Annotated in this window: 22 protein-coding genes; 10 read left to right on the plus strand and 12 right to left on the minus strand. The window is 62.5% G+C overall.

Annotated features, from left to right (window positions below; all coding sequences use genetic code 11):
• The first annotated feature begins 20 nt into the window (after positions 1–20).
• Positions 21–2,036, plus strand: a complete 2,016-nt coding sequence (locus BLS51_RS03690) for an AsmA family protein (protein ID WP_090178077.1) — start codon at positions 21–23, stop codon at positions 2,034–2,036.
• On the opposite strand, the gene BLS51_RS03695 is transcribed toward BLS51_RS03690, so the two are convergent.
• From BLS51_RS03695 to BLS51_RS03710, 4 genes are all read right to left on the minus strand, one after another.
• Positions 2,033–4,399, minus strand: a complete 2,367-nt coding sequence (locus BLS51_RS03695) for a glycoside hydrolase family 127 protein (RefSeq protein WP_175472507.1) — start codon at positions 4,397–4,399, stop codon at positions 2,033–2,035. The two genes, BLS51_RS03690 and BLS51_RS03695, sit on opposite strands and share 4 nt — an antisense overlap.
• Positions 4,400–4,499: 100 nt before the next feature.
• The gene (locus tag BLS51_RS03700; RefSeq protein ID WP_090178069.1) at positions 4,500–4,766 is read right to left on the minus strand and encodes a UBP-type zinc finger domain-containing protein; all 267 of its coding nucleotides are present in this window, start codon (positions 4,764–4,766) and stop codon (positions 4,500–4,502) included.
• 63 nt (positions 4,767–4,829) lie between these two features.
• Positions 4,830–5,900, minus strand: a complete 1,071-nt coding sequence (locus tag BLS51_RS03705) for an SGNH/GDSL hydrolase family protein (RefSeq protein ID WP_090178066.1) — start codon at positions 5,898–5,900, stop codon at positions 4,830–4,832.
• Positions 5,901–5,916: 16 nt separating this feature from the next.
• A complete protein-coding gene (locus BLS51_RS03710; protein WP_090178062.1) occupies positions 5,917–6,846 on the minus strand; it encodes a LysR family transcriptional regulator in 930 nt (309 codons plus the stop codon).
• Between the two features lie 114 nt (positions 6,847–6,960).
• Here BLS51_RS03710 and BLS51_RS03715 point away from each other — a divergent pair, with 114 nt between their 5' ends.
• The gene (locus BLS51_RS03715; RefSeq protein WP_090178059.1) at positions 6,961–7,707 is read left to right on the plus strand and encodes a 3-oxoacyl-ACP reductase family protein; all 747 of its coding nucleotides are present in this window, start codon (positions 6,961–6,963) and stop codon (positions 7,705–7,707) included.
• Positions 7,708–7,713: 6 nt separating this feature from the next.
• Here BLS51_RS03715 and BLS51_RS03720 read toward each other — a convergent pair whose 3' ends face one another.
• Entirely contained in the window at positions 7,714–8,685 is a 972-nt protein-coding gene (locus tag BLS51_RS03720) for a ribonuclease T2 family protein (protein WP_090178055.1), read from the minus strand.
• Positions 8,686–8,837: 152 nt separating this feature from the next.
• Here BLS51_RS03720 and BLS51_RS03725 point away from each other — a divergent pair, with 152 nt between their 5' ends.
• On the plus strand, positions 8,838–9,107 hold the full coding sequence (locus BLS51_RS03725) for a hypothetical protein (protein ID WP_139168638.1): 270 nt from the start codon (positions 8,838–8,840) through the stop codon (positions 9,105–9,107).
• A 4-nt stretch (positions 9,108–9,111) separates the two neighbouring features.
• On the opposite strand, the gene BLS51_RS03730 is transcribed toward BLS51_RS03725, so the two are convergent.
• The gene (locus BLS51_RS03730) at positions 9,112–9,993 is read right to left on the minus strand and encodes a LysR family transcriptional regulator (protein ID WP_090178047.1); all 882 of its coding nucleotides are present in this window, start codon (positions 9,991–9,993) and stop codon (positions 9,112–9,114) included.
• Positions 9,994–10,091: 98 nt separating this feature from the next.
• On the opposite strand from BLS51_RS03730, the gene BLS51_RS03735 reads away from it, so the two are divergent.
• The 3 genes from BLS51_RS03735 to BLS51_RS03745 all read left to right on the plus strand — a co-directional run bounded on the left by BLS51_RS03735 (position 10,092) and on the right by BLS51_RS03745 (position 12,103).
• The gene (locus BLS51_RS03735) at positions 10,092–11,477 is read left to right on the plus strand and encodes an MFS transporter (protein WP_090180670.1); all 1,386 of its coding nucleotides are present in this window, start codon (positions 10,092–10,094) and stop codon (positions 11,475–11,477) included.
• Positions 11,465–11,680: a tautomerase family protein gene (locus tag BLS51_RS03740; protein ID WP_090178043.1), complete on the plus strand. Its 216-nt coding sequence runs from the start codon at positions 11,465–11,467 to the stop codon at positions 11,678–11,680. The genes BLS51_RS03735 and BLS51_RS03740 overlap by 13 nt, the downstream gene beginning before the upstream one ends.
• Positions 11,681–11,815: 135 nt before the next feature.
• The gene (locus BLS51_RS03745; RefSeq protein ID WP_090178040.1) at positions 11,816–12,103 is read left to right on the plus strand and encodes a hypothetical protein; all 288 of its coding nucleotides are present in this window, start codon (positions 11,816–11,818) and stop codon (positions 12,101–12,103) included.
• On the opposite strand, the gene BLS51_RS03750 is transcribed toward BLS51_RS03745, so the two are convergent.
• From BLS51_RS03750 to BLS51_RS03770, 5 genes are all read right to left on the minus strand, one after another.
• The gene (locus BLS51_RS03750; RefSeq protein ID WP_175472508.1) at positions 12,098–12,487 is read right to left on the minus strand and encodes a response regulator; all 390 of its coding nucleotides are present in this window, start codon (positions 12,485–12,487) and stop codon (positions 12,098–12,100) included. The two genes, BLS51_RS03745 and BLS51_RS03750, sit on opposite strands and share 6 nt — an antisense overlap.
• A gap of 102 nt (positions 12,488–12,589) precedes the next feature.
• Entirely contained in the window at positions 12,590–13,723 is a 1,134-nt protein-coding gene (locus tag BLS51_RS03755) for a sensor histidine kinase (RefSeq protein ID WP_090178034.1), read from the minus strand.
• Between the two features lie 127 nt (positions 13,724–13,850).
• The gene (locus BLS51_RS03760) at positions 13,851–14,471 is read right to left on the minus strand and encodes a DsbA family protein (RefSeq protein WP_090178030.1); all 621 of its coding nucleotides are present in this window, start codon (positions 14,469–14,471) and stop codon (positions 13,851–13,853) included.
• Positions 14,468–14,680, minus strand: a complete 213-nt coding sequence (locus BLS51_RS03765) for a 2-hydroxymuconate tautomerase family protein (RefSeq protein WP_090178024.1) — start codon at positions 14,678–14,680, stop codon at positions 14,468–14,470. Before BLS51_RS03765 ends, BLS51_RS03760 begins: the two co-directional genes overlap by 4 nt.
• Positions 14,681–14,697: 17 nt before the next feature.
• Positions 14,698–15,432 (minus strand): SDR family NAD(P)-dependent oxidoreductase, encoded by a 735-nt coding sequence (locus BLS51_RS03770; RefSeq protein WP_090178022.1) that lies wholly within the window; start codon positions 15,430–15,432, stop codon positions 14,698–14,700.
• Positions 15,433–15,546: 114 nt separating this feature from the next.
• Between BLS51_RS03770 and BLS51_RS03775 the strand changes: the two genes are divergently transcribed.
• From BLS51_RS03775 to BLS51_RS03790, 4 genes are all read left to right on the plus strand, one after another.
• Positions 15,547–16,497 carry a LysR family transcriptional regulator gene (locus tag BLS51_RS03775; RefSeq protein WP_090178017.1) on the plus strand — a complete coding sequence of 317 codons (951 nt, stop codon included), beginning with the start codon at positions 15,547–15,549 and terminating at the stop codon, positions 16,495–16,497.
• Between the two features lie 77 nt (positions 16,498–16,574).
• Positions 16,575–17,882 carry a sugar MFS transporter gene (locus BLS51_RS03780; protein WP_090178012.1) on the plus strand — a complete coding sequence of 436 codons (1,308 nt, stop codon included), beginning with the start codon at positions 16,575–16,577 and terminating at the stop codon, positions 17,880–17,882.
• 192 nt (positions 17,883–18,074) lie between these two features.
• Entirely contained in the window at positions 18,075–20,219 is a 2,145-nt protein-coding gene (locus tag BLS51_RS03785; RefSeq protein ID WP_139168639.1) for a serine/threonine-protein kinase, read from the plus strand.
• Complete coding sequence (locus tag BLS51_RS03790; protein WP_090178003.1) at positions 20,216–20,821, plus strand: hypothetical protein; 606 nt, start codon at positions 20,216–20,218, stop codon at positions 20,819–20,821. The genes BLS51_RS03785 and BLS51_RS03790 overlap by 4 nt, the downstream gene beginning before the upstream one ends.
• Here the strand turns inward: BLS51_RS03790 and BLS51_RS03795 are convergent.
• Positions 20,818–22,200 (minus strand): sigma 54-interacting transcriptional regulator, encoded by a 1,383-nt coding sequence (locus BLS51_RS03795; RefSeq protein WP_175472509.1) that lies wholly within the window; start codon positions 22,198–22,200, stop codon positions 20,818–20,820. The genes BLS51_RS03790 and BLS51_RS03795 overlap by 4 nt on opposite strands.
• Positions 22,201–22,331 lie beyond the last annotated feature (131 nt).

The following is a 22,331-nucleotide window of genomic DNA, read 5'->3' on the forward strand; positions in this document are numbered from 1 at the left end:
GAGGCGTAGCATCGGTATCCATGAAAAAAACGCGCCCACTCAAAATTATTGCTGGCTTGTTTGCCACGCTGCTGCTGGTACTGATCGCCATCGTCATCTTCGTGCTGACGTTCGACTGGAACCGCGCCCGCCCGTGGATCAACCAGCGCGTCTCGGACACCATCGGTCGTGAGTTCGCCATCAATGGCGACTTGCGCGTGCGCTGGGAACAAGGCGACGCCGCCGAACCGGGCTGGCGCCGCTACGTGCCACGCCCGCGCATCAGCGCCAATGACGTCTATATCGCCAACCCGACATGGACTACGGCAGGGCCGAAGCTGGCCAGCGCCGGCAACATCACTGTCGCGCTGCATCCGCTGCCGCTGCTGCACAAGGAAGTCGCCATCACCGACCTCGCCGTCGAGAAAATTGTGCTGGCCGCGCAGCGCCGAGCCGACGGCAGCAATACCTGGACCTTCAAGGACAATGGACCGTCCGAGTGGGACGTCGACATTCAGCGTCTGACGCTGGGCGAAGGCGATCTGCGTTACATCGACGACGGCATCAAGCTGGACCTGCGTGCCAAGGCCACAGGCATCAATGAAGGTCCGGACGCGCAAAAGTACGGCATCAAGCTGGAACTCAGCGGCAGCTACCGCAATGCGCCGGTCACTGGCGGCGGCAAGGTCGGCAAGGTGCTCGCGCTGACCGATGAACATACCAACTTCCCGATACAGGCCAACGCCAATCTGGCAAAGAACAAGATCGCCGTCGAAGGCGTCCTCACCGATCCGCGTTCGCCTGCGGGCCTGGATCTGAAACTGTCGCTGGGCGGCGCCAGCATGGCCGACCTGTATCCGCTGACCGGCGTGCTGCTGCCGGAGACGCCGCCTTACGCCACCACCGGCCGCCTGATCGGCAAAAAATCCGACGCCATCTGGAACTGGACCTACAAGAACTTCACCGGCACAGTCGGTGGCAGCGACCTGGAAGGCACGCTGACCTACAGCCCGCGCAAACCACGCCCGCTGCTGACTGGCGCCGTAACGTCGCGCCAGCTACGTCTGGAAGACCTGGGCCCGACCATCGGCGCCGAAAGCAATACCAGCAAGGCCAAGCGCAACAAGCCGCAGAACCAGCCGGAAGACAAGGCCCTGCCGGTCGAACAATTCAACACCGCCAAGTGGGACGCACTGGACGCCGACGTCAAGTTCACCGGCAAGAAGCTGATACGCACGCATGACATTCCGCTCAACGACATTCAGGCCAACATCAAGATGAACAACAAGGTGCTGACCCTGACGCCGCTGAACTTTGGCATGGCGGGCGGCGACATCACCTCCAACGTCAAGCTGGATGGCCGCCAGAAGCAGATCGACGCCGAAGTCCGCATGACCGCGCGCCACCTGAAGATCAACCAGCTGTTCCCGAAACTGGAATCGATGCAGGCCAGCGTCGGCGAAGTCAGCGCCGATGCGGCCCTCGCCGGCAAAGGCAATTCCGTGTCAAGCATGCTGGCCACCTCCAGCGGCGAACTGGGCGCCACCGTCAGCGAAGGTTCGGTCAGCAAATTCATCCTGGAAGCAGCGGGCCTCAACATCGCCAATCTGGTATTCGTCAAACTGTTTGGCGACAAGCAGATCCAGTTGAACTGCCTGGCCGGCGACTTTGTGGTGGAACACGGCAAAGCCACCGCACGCCGCTTCGTGGTCGACACGGAGGAAGCCGTCATCAACGTCAACGGCAATGTCGACCTGTCGAAGGAAACGCTGGACCTGGACGTGCGGCCGCAAACCAAAGGCGTGCGCATCGTCTCGCTGCGCACGCCGCTGTATGCTAAAGGTACGTTCACCGAACCGAAAGTCGGACCGCAGGCAGGCCCGCTGGCGCTGAAGGCTGGCGCCGCCGTGGCGCTGGCCACCGCGATCAATCCGCTGGCTGCCGTTATCCCGTTGATCAACACCGGCAAAGTGGATCCGGTGGATTGCCGCGCGTTGCTGGCCGAAGCCAATAAAACCCGTTTTGAGGCAAAGAGCAAGCCAGTGAAAAAGCCTTAAGCGGTGCGCACCGCTGAGGTGAAGAGGCGCACGCCGAATACCGGCCCCGCTGTGTGGCCCGGCTCCGGATCGAAGCGTACCACCACGCTGCCCTTGCCGCTGGTGAGGCGTTCCGGGACCGGGTACTCGCGGTCGATGAACACGCCCGGATTACTGCCATCCAGCTTGACGCGTGCGATCCGTTCACCATCGATGCTGATGTGGAAGTCGCGGTTGCGCTCCTCGCCCCAGTAGCTGGCTTGCAGCACCAGCGGGCCATCGGTGCATTTCATGCGGAAGCTGAAGAAACCACCCGTGCGCGCATCGCGGCCATTGCGGCCACGGTAGGACACCGGATACGAAATATCCGATTGCAGGTCATGATCGCGCTCCGGCTGCATTTCGCCGAGATGCATCACATCCACCGAGCGGTCGGCCAGATCTTTCAGGCGCGCCTCTTCCTTGCGGAAGGCGACTTCCGATGCGGCCCATTCCGCCTCCGTATAAGCGTTGAAATACACCGCAGCGCGCCGCTCGTACAAAGCGAAGAATGGCGTGAACTTCATGTCGCCCGGCCTCCCGCTGCCCACGCTGCGGTAGGCCGCCTTGTTCTTGTCCGACGCGGCGAACGAACCAAGGATGTTGGCGCCAACCAGCGCCGGTGCCACGCCACTGTAAGGTTTATCTGAGGCGCCAAGGTCTGCCGCCAACACCATCGGACCACGCACCAGCGCCACTACCTTGTCGTTGCCGGCGGTGGATTCCAGACGCAGGGCCAGTGGCAGCGACAGGCGCACCGTGTCGCCGGCCTTCCAGCGGCGGCGGATCAGCGCATAGCCTTTTTCCGTGCTCGCAGCATACGGCTTGCCGTTGACCAGTATCGTGTGCTTGCCGGCCCACGCCGGAATCCGCAGTGCGACCGTCAACTGGCGCTGGCCCGCCAGGCCGCGCACCTTCAGGTCGATATCGCCTTCGTAGGGATAGCGCGTGTTCAGTTCCAGCCTGGCGCCGGCGCCCTTCCACTCCACCGTCGATGGGATGTACAGGTTGACGAACAGCGTGTCGCCATTCTCCCAATAGATTGAGTCGCCATGCTTGGCGTGGCTTTCCATGCCGGACAACACACAGCACCAGAAGTCATTCTCTTCGCTGGAATATTCACGCGCGACGCCGGACATCAGCGGCGTCATATAGGTGAACATGCCTGTGCGCGGGTTCTGATGAGAGAGAATGTGGTTCAGGTGCGTGCGCTCGTAGTAATCGAAATAAGCGGCGTCTGGCGCCCAGCTGTACAGATGGCGCGTCATCTTCAGCATGTTGTAGCTGCAGCAGGCTTCGCAGGTCTGCTCGGTGATGTGCGCGGCGATGCTGTCCGGCGCCGAGAAGTATTCGCGGTCGCCGTTGCCGCCGATGACGTAGCTGTGATGCTGCGTCACGCGTTTCCAGAAGAAGTCGACAGCGGTGGCGTCGCTCTCGCGGCCAGTCAGCTCGTGCAGCCGCGCGAGGCCGATCAGCTTCGGAATCTGCGTGTTGGAGTGCAGGTTGGCCAGTTCATCGCGGCCCTGCGTCAGCGGCAGCAGCACCTTGGTGTGATACAGCCGCTGCGCCAGCGCCAGCCAGCGTTTGTCCTGCGTACGCGCATACAGCTCGGCAAAGCTTTCGTTGATGCCGCCATGCTCGCAGTTCAAAACCTGCTGCACCTGCTCGTCATTCAGCGCGGCAAACACCTTGTCGATATAGCCCGCAAGGCCGATAGCCACTTGCAGCGCCTGCTCATTGCCGGCATAGGTCTGCGCATCGAACAGGCCGGCGAACACCTTGTGCCAGTTATACAGCGGCACCCAGCAGCCATTCAGGTCAAAGCCTGCCGAGCGGATCTCGCCGCGCATGATTTCAGGGAAGATCTCCTTGCCGTCGACTACCTTGCCATCCTTGCGCTTGCGCATAAAGCCGGCGATATAGCCGTCACCTTGTGCCTGCTGCACGCGCGCCAGTTCGGCCACGATGTAGTCGATGCGTGGCTTCAGCGCCGGCGCGCCGGTCTGCGCGTGCATCAGCGCCAGGGCGGACAGGTAGTGACCCAGTGCTTCGCCGGCGATGGTGTCCGACTCCCAGCCGCCATAGATGGCACCCTTGGTCGGCAGGCCGGCGAAGCGGTGGTAGTTATGCAGGAACCGGTCGGCACTCAGACGCAGCAGGTAGGCCTGGTTGGCCTGCACCGCATCCGCATACACCGAAGGCAGCAGGCGCACCGACGAAAGCGGCAAAGGCTGGGCGGTGGCGGGAATCGCACCCTTGGCGGCGCTGGCGGCGTGGGCCTGAACGCTCCAGCCGGAAACCAGTCCCAGACCGGCGGCGCCCTGCAATATCTGTCGGCGATGCATACGTACCCTCTTGGTGAATGTTTAGCCAATAATGTACGTCCCGGCGCCGCTGGCGTCTTGTTTCAGCGCCGCGCAAAGAATGACGAAATCAGCACAATCATCAAATCGGGTCGAACATCTCGCGGTCGACATAGCACCAGCCCCACGTTTCACCCGGCTCGCCGGAACGCATCATGGCGTGGTCGGTGGCATGGAAATGTTTGGTGGCATGGCGATTGGGCGACTGGTCGCAACAGCCTACGTGGCCACAGCTCAGGCAAACGCGCAAATGCACCCAGCGGTCGCCAGTCTTCAGGCATTCCTCGCAGCCGTTGGTGTTGGCGTGATGCGTATGAATCTGGTTGAAATGCTGGCACTGTTCGCTCATCGCGGCCTCCCGATTGGAAAACCTCAGTCTACCGCGCCCGCGCGCCAGCTGTCCCCTGTCTTTTTACCAGCCCATCTTCTGCCTGATGAAGGCAGTCAGCAGCGCGGCGTTGGCCTGATGCTGCTGGACGCGCGGGTGGCCACCGAAACCGTTCCATGGGAAGACGATGGTGTCGATGCGCTGATCGCCCAGCTGCTGCATTTCGTCGACCGCTGTGCGCACGTAGCCGGGCCACCTGGAGCCTTCCTGCACCGCGTCCATGCTGCCCAGCGCGCAAACGATGTAGGCGTTCGGATACAGCACGCGGATCTTTTGCACAAAAGTGCGGTAGGCCTGGATGCGCTGCGCATCAGTCGGCATAGGCGACAGGCGCTTCTCGCGATCGATCAGCCAGCGGTCATTCTGGAACAGGTTGATGACCACGACGTCCGGCGTCCATGACTTGAAGTTCCAATGGCTGTCGTTGTTGCCGACCGCGCTAAGCTGGTCGTAGAAGTCCGGCATGGTGAACGGGAACCAGCTGACCATCACGCCAATGCCGCTTTGCGAGATGATGTGCGCCTCCGCATCCAGCGCGCGCGCCGTGATCGACGAGTAGGACATGAAATTGTTCTTGTCGCGCAGACGGTCGTCCGGGCCATCGTCCGGCGACTCGTTACCCATGCCGGTGGTGATCGAGTCGCCGAAGAATTCAATATGGCGTTTCTTGCGCGGTGGCGGCGGCAGCAGCACGCCGTCGTCCGCCAGCTCCAGCCCCTGAAAGAAGGTGCCGCCTTCCTCGCCCTCGGTGCGCTTGGTGATGAGGAAGCTGTGCGCGCCCGCCTTCAAGCCGCTGACGACAGGATAGACGCCGCTGCCCTGCTTTGCTTCAATGACCACCGGCCTGGCGTAGTCACCGTCGATGAAGACATTGAAGAAGTTCTTGCCCTGCTGGTCGTCCAGCTTGACCGCCAGGCTGCCGCCGGTGAAATTCCCCTCGATGCTGGTACCGGGCCAGGACATCATCGGCCGCGCGCGGTCGGCAAAATCAATGCGGCCGGTGTACTGCAATTTTGCGTTATCCGGCGTGATGCTCACGCCTGCAAATGCCTGCCCCGCCAATAACAACGCCACCAATCCCAGCTTGAACTTCATCGATGCATCTCCTGTCCTAGTTTCGGTGGAAGCGCGCCGCATGGCCACTGGCACGGAACTGCTCCACCATATAGTCAACAAATACCCTTACCTTGGCCGGCACCAGCTTGCGGCTGGAGTAGTAGATCGACAGCGGCCGCGTTTCAGCATACCAGTCCGGCAGCACCGGCAGCAGCTCTCCGCCATCGAGCAAGGGCAAGGCGTGCGCCAACGGCAGCATGGCGATGCCCATGCCGCTGGCGGCGCCGCGCGCCAACGCTTCCGGGTCGTCCATCACTGCCACAGGACGCACACTCGCCACCACTTCCTGGCCGGCGCTATTCTTCAAAGTCCACGGCACCAGCCGGCCGGTGCTTAGTGAACGCCGCAACAGGCCGCGATGGCGCGCCAGTTCCTGCGGCTGCGATGGCGCCGGATGCGCTTTCAGATAGGACGGCGACGCCACCAGCACAATATGCATGCGCGCCAGCTCGCGTGCGATCAGCGCGTCGGTCAGCTCGATGCCACCGCCGATGGCGACATCAAAACCCTGCGCCACCAAGTCTACCTGGCGATTATCAAAATACAGATCGGGCACCACGTCCGGATAGCGGCGCGTGAACTCATCCAGCAACGGCACGAAATAGGTGCGGCCCACGGTATGCGCCAACGCCACCTTGAGCGTGCCGGCTGGCTTGCCCGCGCCTTGGCGCAGATCCGTCAGCGCATCGCCGATCTCATTCCACGGCAGCCGCACCTGGCCGTACAGGCGCTCGCCGTCGGTGGTCAGCGCCAGGCTGCGGGTGCTGCGCTGGAACAATCTCACGCCCAGCCGCAACTCTAGCCGATTGACGCTTTTGCTGACTGCGGCCGGCGTCAGCCCCAGCCGGCGCGCGGCTGCGGAGAAACTGCCCTCGTCAGCGGAGGCGATGAAGGCGTCGAGATAACTGCTTAATTCAGTGAGCATGCCACCATCTTATACCAATGGTTGAAACTGTACACGTTATTTTATGACTACCGGGATCAAGTGCGGCAGACCATACTGTGTTCATCAACCAACCACATCGAAAGGAAACACATCATGAACACCACCAAACTCAACGGTAAAGTCGCTTTCATCAACGGCGGTTCGCGTGGCATCGGCGCCGCTTCGGCACGCCGCCTGGCCAGCGAAGGCGCGAAAGTCGCCATCGGCTACGCTGCCTCGGCCATCGCCGCAGAAGCGCTGGTAGAAGAAATCAAGGCTGCCGGCGGCGAAGCGATCGCCATCAAGGCCGATGCCTCCGACGCCGCCTCGCTGACCAAGGCCATCGACAGCGTTGCCGACCGCTACGGCCGTCTGGACATCCTGGTCAACAGCGCTGGCGTGCTGCTGCTCGGTCCTACCGACCAGTTTTCGCTGGAAGACTTCGACCGCACGGTGGCAGTCAATGTGCGCGGCGTGTTCGTGGCCTCGCAGGCAGCGGCAAAGCATATGAAGGACGGCGGCCGCATCATCAACATCGGCAGCGTCAATGCGCAGCGCATGCCGTTTGAAGGCGGCGCAGCCTACGCGATGAGCAAGTCGGCGCTGGTCGGCCTGGTCAAGGGCATGGCGCGCGACCTGGGCGCGCGCAACATCACGGTCAACAATATCGCTCCCGGCCCGATCGATACCGATATGAACCCTGCCGACGGCGATTTCGGCGCCGCCCTGCACGACCTGATGGCACTGAAACGCCACGGCACGGCCGACGAAGTGGCAGCGATGGTGTCTTACCTGGCCAGCCCTGAAGCCGGCTTCGTCACCGGTGCCGATCTGGTGATCGACGGCGGCTTCGCAGCCTGATCGCCGCTACCTGCCAGCTGCCTCGACATAGATCTCGTCGGCGCAGTTGGCGGTGCGGCTGGCCGCCGGCTTGGCGTTGGCCACCATCTGCGGCAGGTCGCGGTCGGTGGCGAAGTCCAGCGCCAGCGACACGCGGATCTCTTGCAGGTATTTACGCTGCGTACAAACCAGCGTAATCGTGTTGGCGACCTTGTCGCCATAGCGCGCCTTGACGCGCTCGAAGAAGTCGTTGACGCGGAAGCTCTTGCCAGTGCTGCCCAACACGATCTTGCCGACTTCCGATTCATTCACCACGCGCACCGCCGATACCGCCTTGATGAAGTAGTCGTCCGGCGGCAGCGACTGGCATTTGCCATGCTTGTTCCACTCGTAGGCGCCGAAGGTGCGCTCGTAGTAGAAGTTAGGCATCCATGGCGCGACTTTCTCAATGGTGTCCTTGCTCAGCGCGAAAGGCTGTCCGCTGCAACTGCCGTAGTTGGTGCCGCATTCCTTCTTGTTCGGCCACAGGCCGTGCAGGCTCAGGTTCTTTGCCGCCAGCGTGCCGCCGTTCATGGCGTCGCACTCCGGCTTCTTGCCCTTGTAGCTGACATGTTCGCAGAAGCCCGGCTGCCAGGTGATGGCCAGCACGTAGCTGTCCTGCTGGTTCGGCAACGAGCAGACTTCGCCGTTGCCACGCGCGGCCGTGCGCTCCTCGCGCTCTTCCAGTTCCGGCTTGCCGCATTCGCGCTGCACCCAGCGCAGTTTGGGCTCGGCGCCGGGCACCTCGATGCGCACCCAGTCGAAGTCAGTCTTGTTGATTTCGCGCACGGTGTAGGACGTGCCGGCGCTGATCTTGATATCGCCGGGATTGCTGCGCTTGGCGAAAGAGGAATACGCTTCGCAGCTTTTGCCGGCGACAAAACTGCCGCTGGCCGACTCACTGGCACTTGCGCCCACCACGATAAAGGTCAGCAGCGCGGCTGCGATGTAATGACGCATGAGTCCCCCGGGATTGAACAGAATGCCAATATTGTACCGGAGGTCATCACACGGGCAGTAGTCCTACAAAGCGACTGCAAGCACGCCGATACGGCGCAACCTCAGGAATGGCTAAGATGATAATTCAAGCCATCCAACTGAAGGAGTCCAATATGAAACAGTTTCATCTGACCGGTAAGTTTGCTTGCGCCCTGATCGCCACCGCTGCCATCATCAGCGGCTGCCAGAAGAAAGAAGTGGATGCGCCTCCAGTGCCGGAAGCGACCCCAGCGCCAGCGGCCACTCCGGCGCCAGTCACGCCACCCGTGAACAATATGCCGGCCACCGACGGCGGCACCACCACGCAGCCTGACCCGAACGCGCCGCCACCAGCTACGCCGCCGGTCAACAGCACCGAACCAACGCCAACCACCAACAAATAATGTCCTAGCCTTCGGCGCCTGTGTTCAAGGCGCCGAAGGTTGCGGCAAAGGCGTCGCGTGCGGCATGCTGGGCGATATCACGTCGCCACACCAGCATCGTCTGCACGCGCGCCACTTCCGCCGGCAGCGTATGGATGCGTACCGATTTCGCCAGTTCGCGCTGTTTCAGCACTTCCCTCGGCATCATCGCCACACCCATCCCCGCCGCAACGCAACCGATGATGGCCTCGAACGTCCCGAATTCCGCAATCCGCGCAGGTGATACGCCGCCTTCGGCAAACCAGCGCTCCAGCCGTCGGCGGTAGGAACAGCCGCTACGGAATCCCAGCAGCGTGCGCCTTGCCACATCGGCCGGCGACTTGACTGGGCCGTGCAGGCTATCGGTCAGCAGCACCAATTCCTCATCAAATACCGGCAATTGCATCAGCTCCGGGCGCTCGACCGGCGCCGCCACCAGCGCCACATCGACCCGGTGATTCAGCACTGCCTGCAGCAGGTAATCGGTCGGGCCGGTATCCAGCAACAGGTCAACCTGCGGATACTGCCGGTGAAACTGCCCCAGCACCTGCGGCAGACGGGCGGCGGCTGTGGTTTCCATCGAGCCGATTTTCAATTGCCCGGACGGCTGGCGATCGCCGCGCATCGCTTCCTGCGCCTCGTCAGCCAATTGCAGCAGGCGCTCGGCGTAAGCCAGCAGCCGGGCGCCCTCCTCGGTAATCAGCATGCGCCGCCCGGAGCGATGGAACAGGTTAACGCCGAGCGATTCCTCCAGCTGGGTAAGGCGGGCGGACACGTTGGATTGCACACGGTTCAGCCGGGTAGCGGCTTGAGTCACGCCGCCCTCCTCGGCCACGGTTTTAAAGATGCGCAGGGATGAGAGTTCCATAGTCGTTCTCAATTTAAGAATCACAGATTCAGTATAATTCATTTTTCATGATGCATTATTTGGCCTATATTGCCAACATCGAATCATGGAGCGGCATCATGAAAACCACACCATCCTTGGCGATCCTGCTGGCTTGCAGCTTCGCCTTCATCATCGTCCAGCTGGACGTCACCATCGTCAACGTCGCGCTGCCGGAGATCGGCCGCGAATTGCAGGCCGGCGTCAGCCAGCTGCAATGGGTGGTGGATGCCTACACGCTGGGTTTCGCCGTGTTCCTGCTGTCGGCCGGCGCCATCGGCGACCGTTTCGGCGCGCGCGCCGTGTTCCTCGGCGGTTTCGCGCTGTTCACGCTGGCGTCGCTGGCCTGCGCCGTGGCGCCGGATGCGCTGACGCTCAACCTGGCCCGCGCCGCCCAAGGCATCGGCGCGGCCTTGCTGGTGCCGAGTTCGCTCGCCATCCTCAACGCCGTCTACGCGCATGACCGCAAGCTGCTGGCCAAGGCCATCGCCTGGTGGACGGCGGCCGGCGGCGTATCGATCGCGGCCGGGCCGGTACTGGGCGGCGTGCTGATGTCGGCATTTGGCTGGCGCAGCATTTTCTGGGTGAATATTCCAATCTGCATCATCGGCTTCTGGCTGACGCTGCGCGTGGTGCCGGCGATCCGCCACAGTGGTCCGGCCCGCCACTTCGACGTGCCGGGCCAGATCCTGGCCGTGATCGCGCTGACCGCCTTCATCGGCGCGGTGATTGAAGTGCACGCCCTCGGCCTGACGCATCCCGCCGTGCTGGCCGCCTTCGCCGTGGCGCTGATCGCCGGCGCGCTGTTCCTGCAAGTGGAGCGCCGCAGCGCAGCGCCTATGCTGCCGCTGCAATTATTCAAGCTGACCGGCTTTACGCCAGCCGTACTGTTCGGCGTGTTCGTCAACTTCGCCTACTACGGCGTGATCTTCATCCTCAGCTTTTACCTGCAAACAGTGCGCGGCTTCCCGGTGCTGGACGCCGGCCTGATCTTCCTGCCACTGACCGGCACCTTCCTGTTCGCCAACATCGCCAGCGGCTGGCTGCAAGCGCGAGTTGGCTCGCGCCTGCCGATGATCGTCGGCGGCCTGATCGGCGCCAGCGGCTACACGCTGCTGGCCGTGTTCGGCATCTCCGAAACAGCCGGCTTCTGGGCCATGTTGCCGGGCCTGGCGCTGATACCGGCCGGCATGGGGCTGGCGGTGCCGGCCATGACCACCGCCATCCTGTCTTCGGTGGAGCGCAGCCAGGGCGGCACGGCGTCGGCGGTGCTGAACACGGCGCGCCAGGTCGGCGGGGCGATGGGCGTGGCCGTCTATGGCGCGCTGGTGGCGGTGCCGGCCACAGCTGCTATCCTGTCGGGCATCACCATTGCGCTGGGCGTCTCGACCGCCCTGCTGCTGGCCGGCGCGCTGCTGGCCCTGTCAACTGATTTTAACCAAGGAGAAAAGCTATGCCATTCGTAAATATCCGCATCACCAATGAAGGCGCGACTGCCGAGCAAAAGCAGGAGCTGATTCAGGGCGTGACCGACCTGCTGCAAAAAGTTCTGAACAAGAACCCGGCCACCACCTTCGTCATCATTGATGAGGTAGAGACCGACAACTGGGGCGTTGGCGGCACCGCCGTTACCACCTTGCGCAAGCGCGCGGCGGCGGCAGCAAAATAGTTTGTCGTGGACAGGTTGTGCGAAAAATGAAAGTATTTTCATCGATTGCGTAGCACGATTGAAAAGCGGCCTCCGCAGAAATTTTTTCCATTACAGTGAATTTTTACTGGAACTGATTCCACCAACGGAGGCCTCATGCAAACGCACTACAATCCCAACCAGCTGCTCGACAATATCTCCAACAAGCTGAACCTGAAGAACGACGCCGCGCTGGCGCGCACGCTGGAGGTGACGGCGCCGATGATCAGCAAGGTGCGCAACCTCCGCTTGCCGGTTGGCGCTTCGCTGCTGATCCGCATGCATGAGGTGACCGGCTTGCCGGTCAAGGAATTGCAAAACATGATGGGGGACCGTCGCGAGAAATTCCGCTTGTCGACCGCTCAGGGGCGGCTTGGCAAAGTCGAAACCATCAGCAGGCTATAACGCGACTGGCGGCGACTTCAACACTGTATCCAGCAACACATTGAAGTCTGCCGGTTTGGTCAGGTGAAGATCAAATCCGGCGGCAATCACGCGCGCCTTGGCGTCATCGTCGCTCCATGCGGTAAAGGCCACCAGCAAGGGCTGCGGCACATGGCGCATTTGCCGGATGCGTGCGGCGACCTGGTAACCGTCGAGCTGCGGCATGCCGATATCTAGAAACAGCAGGTCCGGACAAAAGCGCTCCACTGCGGCCAGTCCCGCATGCCCGTCATAGGCAACTTCCGTAACGTGGCCATACAGCGCCAGCACTTGCGCGAGCAAATCGGCTGCATCGCGGTTATCGTCTACGATCAAAATCCGACGCTGCGTTGTTGCATGCGGCATCACGTCTCCCATCCGCCATCGTGGCTTATGGGGGGATAGTAAGCGAAGTAGCGCCGGACAGCGATCAGCCAAGTGCCCGACCGCAAGTAGGAGAATGCCGGATCAGTCCGGCCTGCCGTTGACATAGGGACGACAATCAACCGGGATATCGATGATGAAAGTGGTGCCAGTGGCGGCGGAGCTATCCACCGCCACGCTGCCGCCATGGCCTTCTGCAACCGAGCGCACATACGGCAAGCCGATGCCCCAGCCTTCGGTCAGCCCGCCCTGCCCCTCGCGCCGCAGATACTCGAAGATGCGCTCGCGCTGGCCCTCGTCTATCGGATGTCCAGTGTTATGCACGCTCAGCATGAGCCGCCCTCCCTCGGCGGCCGCCTTGATACGGATCGCCCCGCCATCCCCATACTTGATGGCATTGGTGATCAGGTTTTCCAGCGCGCGGTATAGCGAACTGCGGCACCACTGCCCCACCACCGAGCCGGCGCTGATCTTGATGCGCTCATCGCCGCCGATATTGAACTGCTGCGCCGTACTCTCCAGCAGGTCGCGGATATCGAATTCCGTCAGGACCAGCGGCAGCTTGGCGGCGCGTTCAAACGTCAGCACGTCGACCAGTTGCGCCAGCATCAGCTGCATGCGTTTGGCGCCCACCTGAATCCTGACGGCCATGCGGCGGGCCTCATCGATGTCAGGACTGCGGGCGATGAATTCGGTGGCGGTAACGATCAGCGACAGCGGATTGCGCATGTCGTGCGACAGCGTCGCAGCCAGGCGCTCGCGCATGCGCTCATGAATCACGGCAAATTCCCGGATCGCATCGCGCACTGCGGTATCGATCGAGACTTCCACCACACGCCATTCCTCGGCGGAGAAGCGTACGTCCAGGCGATTGGCCGTCTGTGCAATCGCATCGCGAAACAGCTGGTATTCGAGGATGATCTGGTCGGCGCGGAAGGTCGTCATGCGCGCCCGCTCGCCGCCGTGGGCGGACATCGAGTTCGTGTTGCTGGCGCCATGTTCGCGCGGATAGGACGGCGTCAATGCCTCGGCGATATTGTCATAAAACGCCGGCAAGGTATTGATCAGGATCGGGCCGGACACAGCCTCCGCCTCATCGATATGGTCGCGCACATGCGTTTCCCAAAGGCCAAACACCTCTTTGCGCATGGCGAGCATGGCCTTAGAGGTTGGCGATAGCCCGCTGTCATCGTTTTTTTGATCTGTCGCCAAAGTCATTGCCCGCTCCACCGATCAGCACAGCTTTCAGCTTAGTGCAAACGGCGCCGGCGCAGCGTGATGAAACGCACCATCTCTGCGATCTGCACGAACACCGGCGCCGCACGTCAGCATGCACGAGGCCTCGCTACGTCTCTGACGCCAGCCGCAACTGCCGGTCGAGTTGCGCCGCCTGCGCATAGCCGCCGCTGATTTCGACAACGCCGTCATCGCGCTCCAGCAGCAAGGCCGGAAAGCTGCGTACGCCCAGCGCGCGGGCATGGGCAAAGTCGGCGCTGGCCTGTGCGATGGTTACGCCGTCCTGCCAGGTGCGCAGCACGGTTTCCACGTCGATACCCAGCTGCGCGGCCACGACTGCGGACAGTACCCTGCCGTCGGTCGTATCCAGCCCATCGGCATAAAACGCGTGCTGCAAGGCGCGGAATACGGCCAGCAGGTCCGCCTGCGGCGCCAGCCGCCGCGCCGCCACCACTGCGCGACACACCGGCTCGGTATCGTAGACAAAGTTCTCGCGCGCCATCAGCGCCTCGCGATTGAACGGCAGACCGCTGGCGGCTTCCACGCGTGCCCAGTGCGTCAGGCGGAACTGCTTGCCCGCCTGATCCAGCACTTCAGTCCCGCCGGCTCGCAAGCCGCCGACGATGATCTGCAACTCCAGCCCCGGGTGCATGGCCATCAGCGCGGTCATTTCCTTGCCGAAGCCATAGCACCACGAGCACATGGGATCACCCACGTACAGCAGCTTCATTTCACCGCCTTCTCGCGTTGGCGGCGCGTGGTGATGTTTTCGCGGTTGACGCCCCAGTTATCGGTCTCCACCTCGTCGATGATGACAAAGGTGGTGGCAGGGTCCTTGTTCAACACGCGTTGCAGCAGATCGGTCGAACCTTCGATCAATTGCTGTTTCTGTTCAGCCGTCACGCCTTCATTGGTGACGCGGATATTTACATATGGCATGGTGATTCTCCTTTGATTTACCAGGTGCCGGCGGTGGCGCCGCCATCGACCGGTAGAATGGTGCCGCTGGTGAAGCTGGATTCGGTCAGGTACATGACGGCGTTGACAATATCGTCGGTGACACCCGTGGTGCCCGATGGCGCCAGCGTTCGGAAGAACGACTGTGTGGCCTCGTCCTGGCTATGCATCGGCGTGGCGATGATGCCCGGCGCCACCGCATTGACCTTGACGTTGGACGCCGCCAGCTCGATCGCCAGGCCGCGCGTGGCGTGATTCAGGCCGCCCTTGATCAGCACCGGCAGCAGCGCCGGCACTTTCACATTCGGCTGCATCGCAATGCTGGCGGTGATGTTGACGATGTGACCCGACTTGTTGGCGCCCATGTGCGCTGCCGCTTCCTGCGACGGGAAGAACACGCCCTTCAGGTTGGTGTCCAGCAGTTGCTCCAGGTCGTCTTCGGTGTAATCGGTCACCGGCTTGGCGATGAAGATGCCGGCGTTGTTGATCAGGATATCCACCTTGCCGAACGCCTCCACCGCGCGGGCAAACAGCGCCTTGGCGGTCGCCGCCTTGGCGATATCACCCGGCACCAGCACGAAATTGGACGGGTTGCCCAACTTGTCCGCCGCTTCCTTCAGGCGCTCGATGGTGCGTGCGTTGCCGACCACGTTGTAGCCGCGCTTCAAATACGCCTCGGCAACCGCAAAGCCGATGCCGCTGGAAGCGCCGGTAACGATGACTGTCTTGCTCATGATGTGTTTCCTTTCAAAGTTGGTTGGTGTGAGCAAACTATACTTTTGCGCTGGACCTTGATAAAGACATCAAAAAACAAGACAATTGATACATCACGTAATGAATGAACCGATATGAAGCGTCAATTTGACGACGTCCTGCTCGGCAGCATCGAGTTGTTCTGCCTGGCGGCGGAACTATCCAGCTTTACCGCTGCCGCCACAGCTGCCGGGGTCACACCGGCAGCGGTCAGCCGTTCGGTATCGCGGCTGGAGGAAAGGCTGGGCGTGCGGCTGTTCGTCCGCACCACCCGCCAGATCCGCCTGACCGACGGCGGCCGCGTCTACTTTGAGCAATGCCGCCAGGCGCTGTCCCAGCTGACCGAAGCCGAACGGCAGATCACCGGCGCCCAGGTCCAGCCCTCCGGCCCGCTGCGCATCAGCGCGCCGACGCCCTACGCCCACTACCGGCTGCTGCCGCTGCTGGGCGAGTTCCGCCGCAAATATCCCGACGTCAGCATCGACATCCACGTCAGCAACCGCAACATCGACTTTGCCGACGAAGGCTACGACCTGGCCATCCGCGGCCGCGCGCCAGCCGACTCCAACCTGATCGCCCGCAAGCTGGAAGACGCCGAACTGGTGCTGGTCGCCTCTCCAGACTATCTGCGGCGCGCCGGCACGCCCACCTCGCTGGACGACCTCAGCCAGCACGAATGCATCCAGTTTGACCTGCCCAGCACCGGCAAGCGCATCCCCTGGCCGTTCATACGCGATGGCAAGCAAATCGATGTGGTGACTGAAGGCGGATTGTGTTGCTCGGAAGACGTGCTGGGCATCGTCACGCTGGCGCGCTCCGGCGCGGGTCTGGTGCAGACCTATCGCTTCATCGTGGAACAGGATCTGGCCAGCGGCGCACTGGTCGAATTGCTGCCGCAACATGGCGGCGCCTCGCGGCCGTTTATCCTGCTGTACCCGCATGCAAGGCACCTGTCACTGCGAGTGCGCACCTTTGTTGATTTCATTCTGGCAACAAAATTGCCGCAGGTCACTAGCTTGTTGCCAGCTATACCCAAAAGTTATTGATAATGATTTTTTTGGCATTGGAGAACATACGGGCACTGCTATAGCATAGAAGGTTAAGAAAACTTCCAGAGACACTCATGCCCGCACCAATTTCCACCGCTTCCAGCTCCGCGCAGCCGCATGCCAATGGCTCCAGCAACCGCGCCGTCCTGTCGCTGCTGACCAGCCTGTTCTTCACCTGGGGCTTCATCACCGTCATCAACAACACGCTGCTGCCGCACCTGCGCAGCGTGTTCGACCTGAACTACACGCAAACCACGCTGATCGAATCGGTCTGGTTCATCGCCTATTTCTTCGCCTCGATTCCATCGGCGCGCCTGATCGAGCGCATCGGCTACCAGAAATCGATGGTGTTCGGCCTGATCATGATGGCTGCCGGCGCCCTGCTGATGATACCTGCCGCGCGCATGCCGTCCTACGGCGTGACGCTGGTGGCGCTGTTCATCATCGCCTGCGGCATCACGCTGCTGCAAGTGTCGGCCAACCCGTATGTCGCGGTGCTGGGCTCGCCGGAAACCGCTTCCTCGCGCCTGAACCTGGTACAGGCGTTCAACTCGCTGGGCGCGACGCTGGCGCCGCTGTTCGGCGCCTACCTGATCCTGGGCCGCTCCAACTCCGGCACCGCCGAAGCCGGCCGCGTGCTGACCCAGGCCGAAAAACTGGCCGACGCCCAAGCCGTGCAACTGCCCTACCTGATCGTCGCCTGCGTGCTGGTGATCCTGGCGCTGGTGATCGCCCGCTTCAAGATGCCATCGATGCACCATGGCGCCACCAGCCGCGTGTCCGACGCCGAGCGTGAAAAGCTGTCGCTGTGGAAGCACCGCAACCTGGTGTTCGGCATTCCCGCCATCTTCATCTACCTGATCGCCGAAATCGGCGTGGCCAACCTGTTCATCAACTTCACCGCGCAGCCGGAAATCGGCGGCCTGAGCCACGAGCAAGGCGCACACTACCTGTTCCTGCTGTGGGGCGGCATGCTGATCGGCCGTTTCGTCGGCGCCTGGGCAATGAACAAAACCACTGCCGAGCGCGTGCTGGCCTTCTGCTCGATCGGCGCCTTCATCGTGATGATGATCGCCGCGCTGGGCACCGGCAGCGTCGCCATGTGGGCGCTGATCTCGGTCGGCCTGTTCCACTCGGTGATGTTCCCGACCATCTTCACGCTGGGCATCAAAGGCCTGGGCCCGCTGACCGAAGAAGGCGCCGGCCTGCTGATCATGGCGATCGCCGGCGGCGCGCTGGTGGTGGTGCAAGGCTGGCTGGCCGACACCGTCGGCTTGCAACTGTCCTTCCTGCTGACCGCCGTGTGCGAACTGTACGTGCTGTTCTACGCCATCTGGGGCTCGAAAGCCACCAACGCCTTCCCGGCTGAAAAAGCCGCGTAAGCGCTCTTCGCTCCCGCCCGAATGCCTGCCTCGCGCAGGCATTTTTTTATGCGCGACCCAACCGGTGGCTTGGTTTCAGAAAAGATTCTTATTTTCAACAAACATCGTGACAAAATCTCTACTTTGTATTATTTTCTACTGTATGTTTCAACGATAAATAGCGTGTAGTTACTGCTTGCCTTGACGCCGACCATGCTCTCCCTACCCGTTCGCGACGACCTACAGGATATAGGCGACAATCATTACCAGATAGGCCGTCAGCTTGGCATGGGCGGTTATAGCCGGGTATTTGCCGCATGGGATTCAGTCCTGCAACGCCACGTTGCGATCAAGCGTATGCATGCGCCGGGGCTACCGCAAGATCCGCACCCATTGCTCAAAGAAGCACGGCTAGGCGCCTCTTTGAAGCACACTGCCTTTGTCCGCATCTTCGCGATCGAAAAGCATCAGCAGGCCCAAGTCATCGTGATGGAATTGATCGAGGGAGAGACGCTGACGCAGCGGCTTGTCGGCGGCGCACTGCCGATGGCCGAGGCGCTCGATATCATCGGTCAAATCGCTGAAGCCATGCACGAGGCACATCAGGCCCAACTGATCCATGGCGACCTGAAACCTTCAAATGTCATGCTGGAGCCGTCCTGTCGCGTACGCATTCTCGATTTCGGCCTGGCGCGCAGCATCGATCCTCTGGCCACCGAGAGCGCCCCGCTCGACAACGCGCAAGGCACGATCGCCTACATGGCGCCGGAACGCCTGCTGGGGCAATCGTCCAGCCCGGCAAGTGACGTTTATGCTCTGGGCGTTGTGTTGTATGAGCTGATCGCCGGCCATCGCCCGCATGCCGGCTTGCGTGGCCTGGCGCTGGCCGCCGCCCATCTGCAATTATCTTCGAGGCTATGGGACTTCAGCGCTTTCCGCCCCGAGTGTGCGGCGCTGGTACATGCCATGACCGCTCAGCAACCCGCCGACAGGCTGCAATCCATGGACCAGGTGACACAACAGCTGCGCGCCATTGCCGTCGGCCAGCCGCCGCCAATGCCACCGGCCAAGCTCCCACCAGGCAATGCGCGCTGGCTCGCCAGCGGCGCACTGGCGCTGGCGGCGCTAGCTGGCATGGCCTGGCTGTCTACGGCAGCGTGGCAGCCCTTGCGCGCGATCGCCATGAGCGAAGCGGACATGCTGCGCGCCGGCATGGCCAGCCTGGCCACGGGCGACCGCGACAATAGCCTGAACCAAGCCATAGCTGACTTCGACGCCGTACTGAAAAAGAATCCGCGCCACGCCGCCGCCGCCGCAGGACTTTCGCTGGCCTATAGCCTCCGGTATGCCGGCGATGGCCGGGACGAAGCCTGGCTGAAATTGGCCGACGCCAGTGCACAGCAGGCGCTGCGCCTGGACAATCAACTGGCGCTGGCACATGCCGCGCAGGCGTCGGTGCTGGAATTCCAGGGGCATTACCCGGGCGCGCAACAAGCTAGTACGCGGGCCCTGCAGCTCGACCCGTTGAACGCCCTGGCGTTGCTGGGCCATGCCAGATTGTTGATCGCCATGCACCGCTATGCCGATGCCGAACACGCGCTGCGAGACGCCATGCAGCTGCATCCGCGCGAGCGCCGCTTTGCCGATCTGCTGGGCACGCTGCATTATCGCCAAGGCGACTATGCCCAAGCCGAGCGCGACTTCCGGCTCAGCCTGAAGCTACAGCCCAACGCGGTCTATGCCTATGCCAACCTGAGCGCGGCCTTGCTCAGCCAGAACCGCAGCGACGAAGCCCTGCAGTTGGTTCAACAGGGATTGATGTTGCAGCCTGACAGCCATTTGTACTCCAACCTCGGTACGATTTTGTATGCACGCGGCGCTTACGCCGGCGCCGCCGACGCCTTTGAGCAAGCCGCCTCTTCAGCCAAGGGCAGTCCCAACAATTACCTCGTCTGGGCCAATTTGGCCGATGCACTGCGCTGGCTGCCGGGACGGCAACAAGATGCGCAGCACGCCTATCAGCGCGCCAGCGATTTGCTGGGCGCCTTGCTGCAGCGATCACCCGACAACATCAACCGCATGTCACGCTACGCGCTCTATCAGGCACGGCTGGGCCAGCCCACCGCCGCGCTGGAATGGAGCCAGCGTGCCAGCGACGCCGCGCCGGCCTCGCCGGAAGTGCAATTCCGCGCTGCGCTGACCGCCGAACTGACCGGACGGCGCTTGCTGGCGACCCAGCATCTGGCCCGCGCGCGCCAACTCGGTTATCCCGCCAACCTGATCGACTCCGAACCCGACCTGGTTGCGCTGCGCCGCGCCATCCCAACCCTTCACCAACCCACAGGAAAGCCGCCATGAACCTGATGTCCACTCCACAGCAAGCCAGCGATGTCGACGCCGTATCACGCCCGCCGCTACTGCTCTCACTCTCCTTCGACGTCGACCAGATAAGCAGCCAGCTCGACTGGACGCTGACGCCGGATGTGCAGCCAGTCACCGGCGCCGACTCCGGCTGTATCGCGTTCACCATGGGCGATGTGTTGAACGTCGCAGTCAACGGCTATGGACGCAAGGGCAATTTTTACACTTTCCAGATTGTCGACTGCTGCATCATCACCAAACCGGCGCTGGTACAGATCGGTAGACAGGTAGCGCCGCTGTACGCCGCGCCCTCGCCCTTTGTGCAGGCGCTGGGCGCCTGCTACCCGCTGTCACTTGATTTTCGCTGCACGGCGCAGAACTATGTCGGCGCGGATCAGAAGCACCGCCGCGTCACCCACAGCTGGAAGCACCAGCTGGACGTCAACCATGCGCCAGGGCGCTGGGAGCTCTCGTTCGTACTGACGGTTCGCATTATGCGCGAGCTTGGCCATGTGACCGAAACCAGGGTGTTCAGCTTTGATCCCGAATGCCAGGTCGGCGACGGCACCGAACCGGACCTGCCGCACGGCGGCGCCTAAGTCGGCGACTCCGCGTTGCGCCGCAGCTGCGGATACATTGCCAGCAACTTGTACAACGACGGCCGCGAAATACCCAGCTCGCGCGCGGCCGGCTGGATCTGCCAGCCATGTACGCGCAGCACCCGCGCCACCTCCTGCGGCGCCAGCTCCTCCAGCCTGATGCGGGTTGAACGCGCGGCAATGGCACTCGGCACAGGGGCTGGCGGTGTTGGCGCTGGCATCTGAATAAATGTTTCCAGCAGCAGCGCTTCGCCGGAATGCGCCGCCATCAATGCGCGGCGCAGCACCTGCGCCAATTGCCGCACATTGCCGGGCCAATCCTGGCGACACAGGATTTCGATGAATGCCGCCGGCAGCCGCCGCGCCAGCACAGCGGCATCCCCTTGCTCTGCCAGCACATGGCGCAGCAGCAGGCCGATATCCTCGCGTCGCTCACGCAGCGGCGGCAGCCGTATCAGAAAACCTTCCATACGGTGCAGCAAGGCAGGACTGAACTGCCGCGCGCTCAGGTCCTGATCTGTGGCGGCAATCAGGCGCACATTGGCGTGCAGCACGCGACTGGCGCCCAGCGGCCGGTATTCGCCGTTCTCCAGCACCCGCAGCAGCATCGGCTGGATGACCTGTGGGGTGTCGCCTATTTCATCGAGAAACAAGGTGCCGCCATCGGCCTCGCCGAACAAACCGACACGCGCCTGTTGGGCGCCGGTGTAGGCGCCCTTGGCCGCGCCAAACAGGTCGGCAACGGCCAACGATTCGTTCAGCGCCGCCATGTTCACCGCCACATAGGGAGCGCCTGCGCGGCTGCCGCCGGCGTGGATGGCGCGCGCCGCCAGGTCCTTGCCGGTGCCGGTCTCACCCAACAGCAATACCGGCAGGCTGACTGCCGCCGCTTGCCTGACCTGATCGCGCAGACGGATCGCGGCGCTGCTGACACCCAGCAGCCCCGGCAGCGCATTCTGGCGCGGCAAGCCGTGCATCCAGTGTACGCACACCAGTATCGCGCCGCCCAAGCCCAGTACCAGCCCTCGCGTCACCTGTTCCGGCGTAAAGACGGCCGCCGCCAACAGCAGCTGGCCATTGGCGGTGACCGCCATCCTGCCTGACGCCATGCTGATGCTGACATTGCCGGCGCCATCCCGGGCGATCGTCAGCGGCGCACGCGAAACGCTGCGATGTCCCAGCGGCAGACCAGCCAGGCCGGCGTCGCCAAACATTGGCAGGTAACGGCTTAACTCGACCTTGCCAGCCTCGGGCGGACCGATGTGCTGCTGACCGATACGGTCTAGTTCGGGATGCCACAGTATTGTCAGTCCCAGCAAGGGGCCGGCACGCGCTGCGTGCACGGCCAGCGGTGAGGTCAGCGTGTATTCGTCGTTCATGCAGCACACAATTGTTGGGGCGCGGTGAGCGCGATTATACCGCAGTGTTGACATGTCAATAGCTGTCAATACGCTGTCAACACCGGCCGCAGCAGCACCAGCGGCCAGCGTTTGCGGGGCTAACAGTGGGT

Source organism: Duganella sp. OV510 (genome assembly GCF_900100205.1).
Classification (GTDB): Bacteria; Pseudomonadota; Gammaproteobacteria; order Burkholderiales; family Burkholderiaceae_D; genus Rugamonas.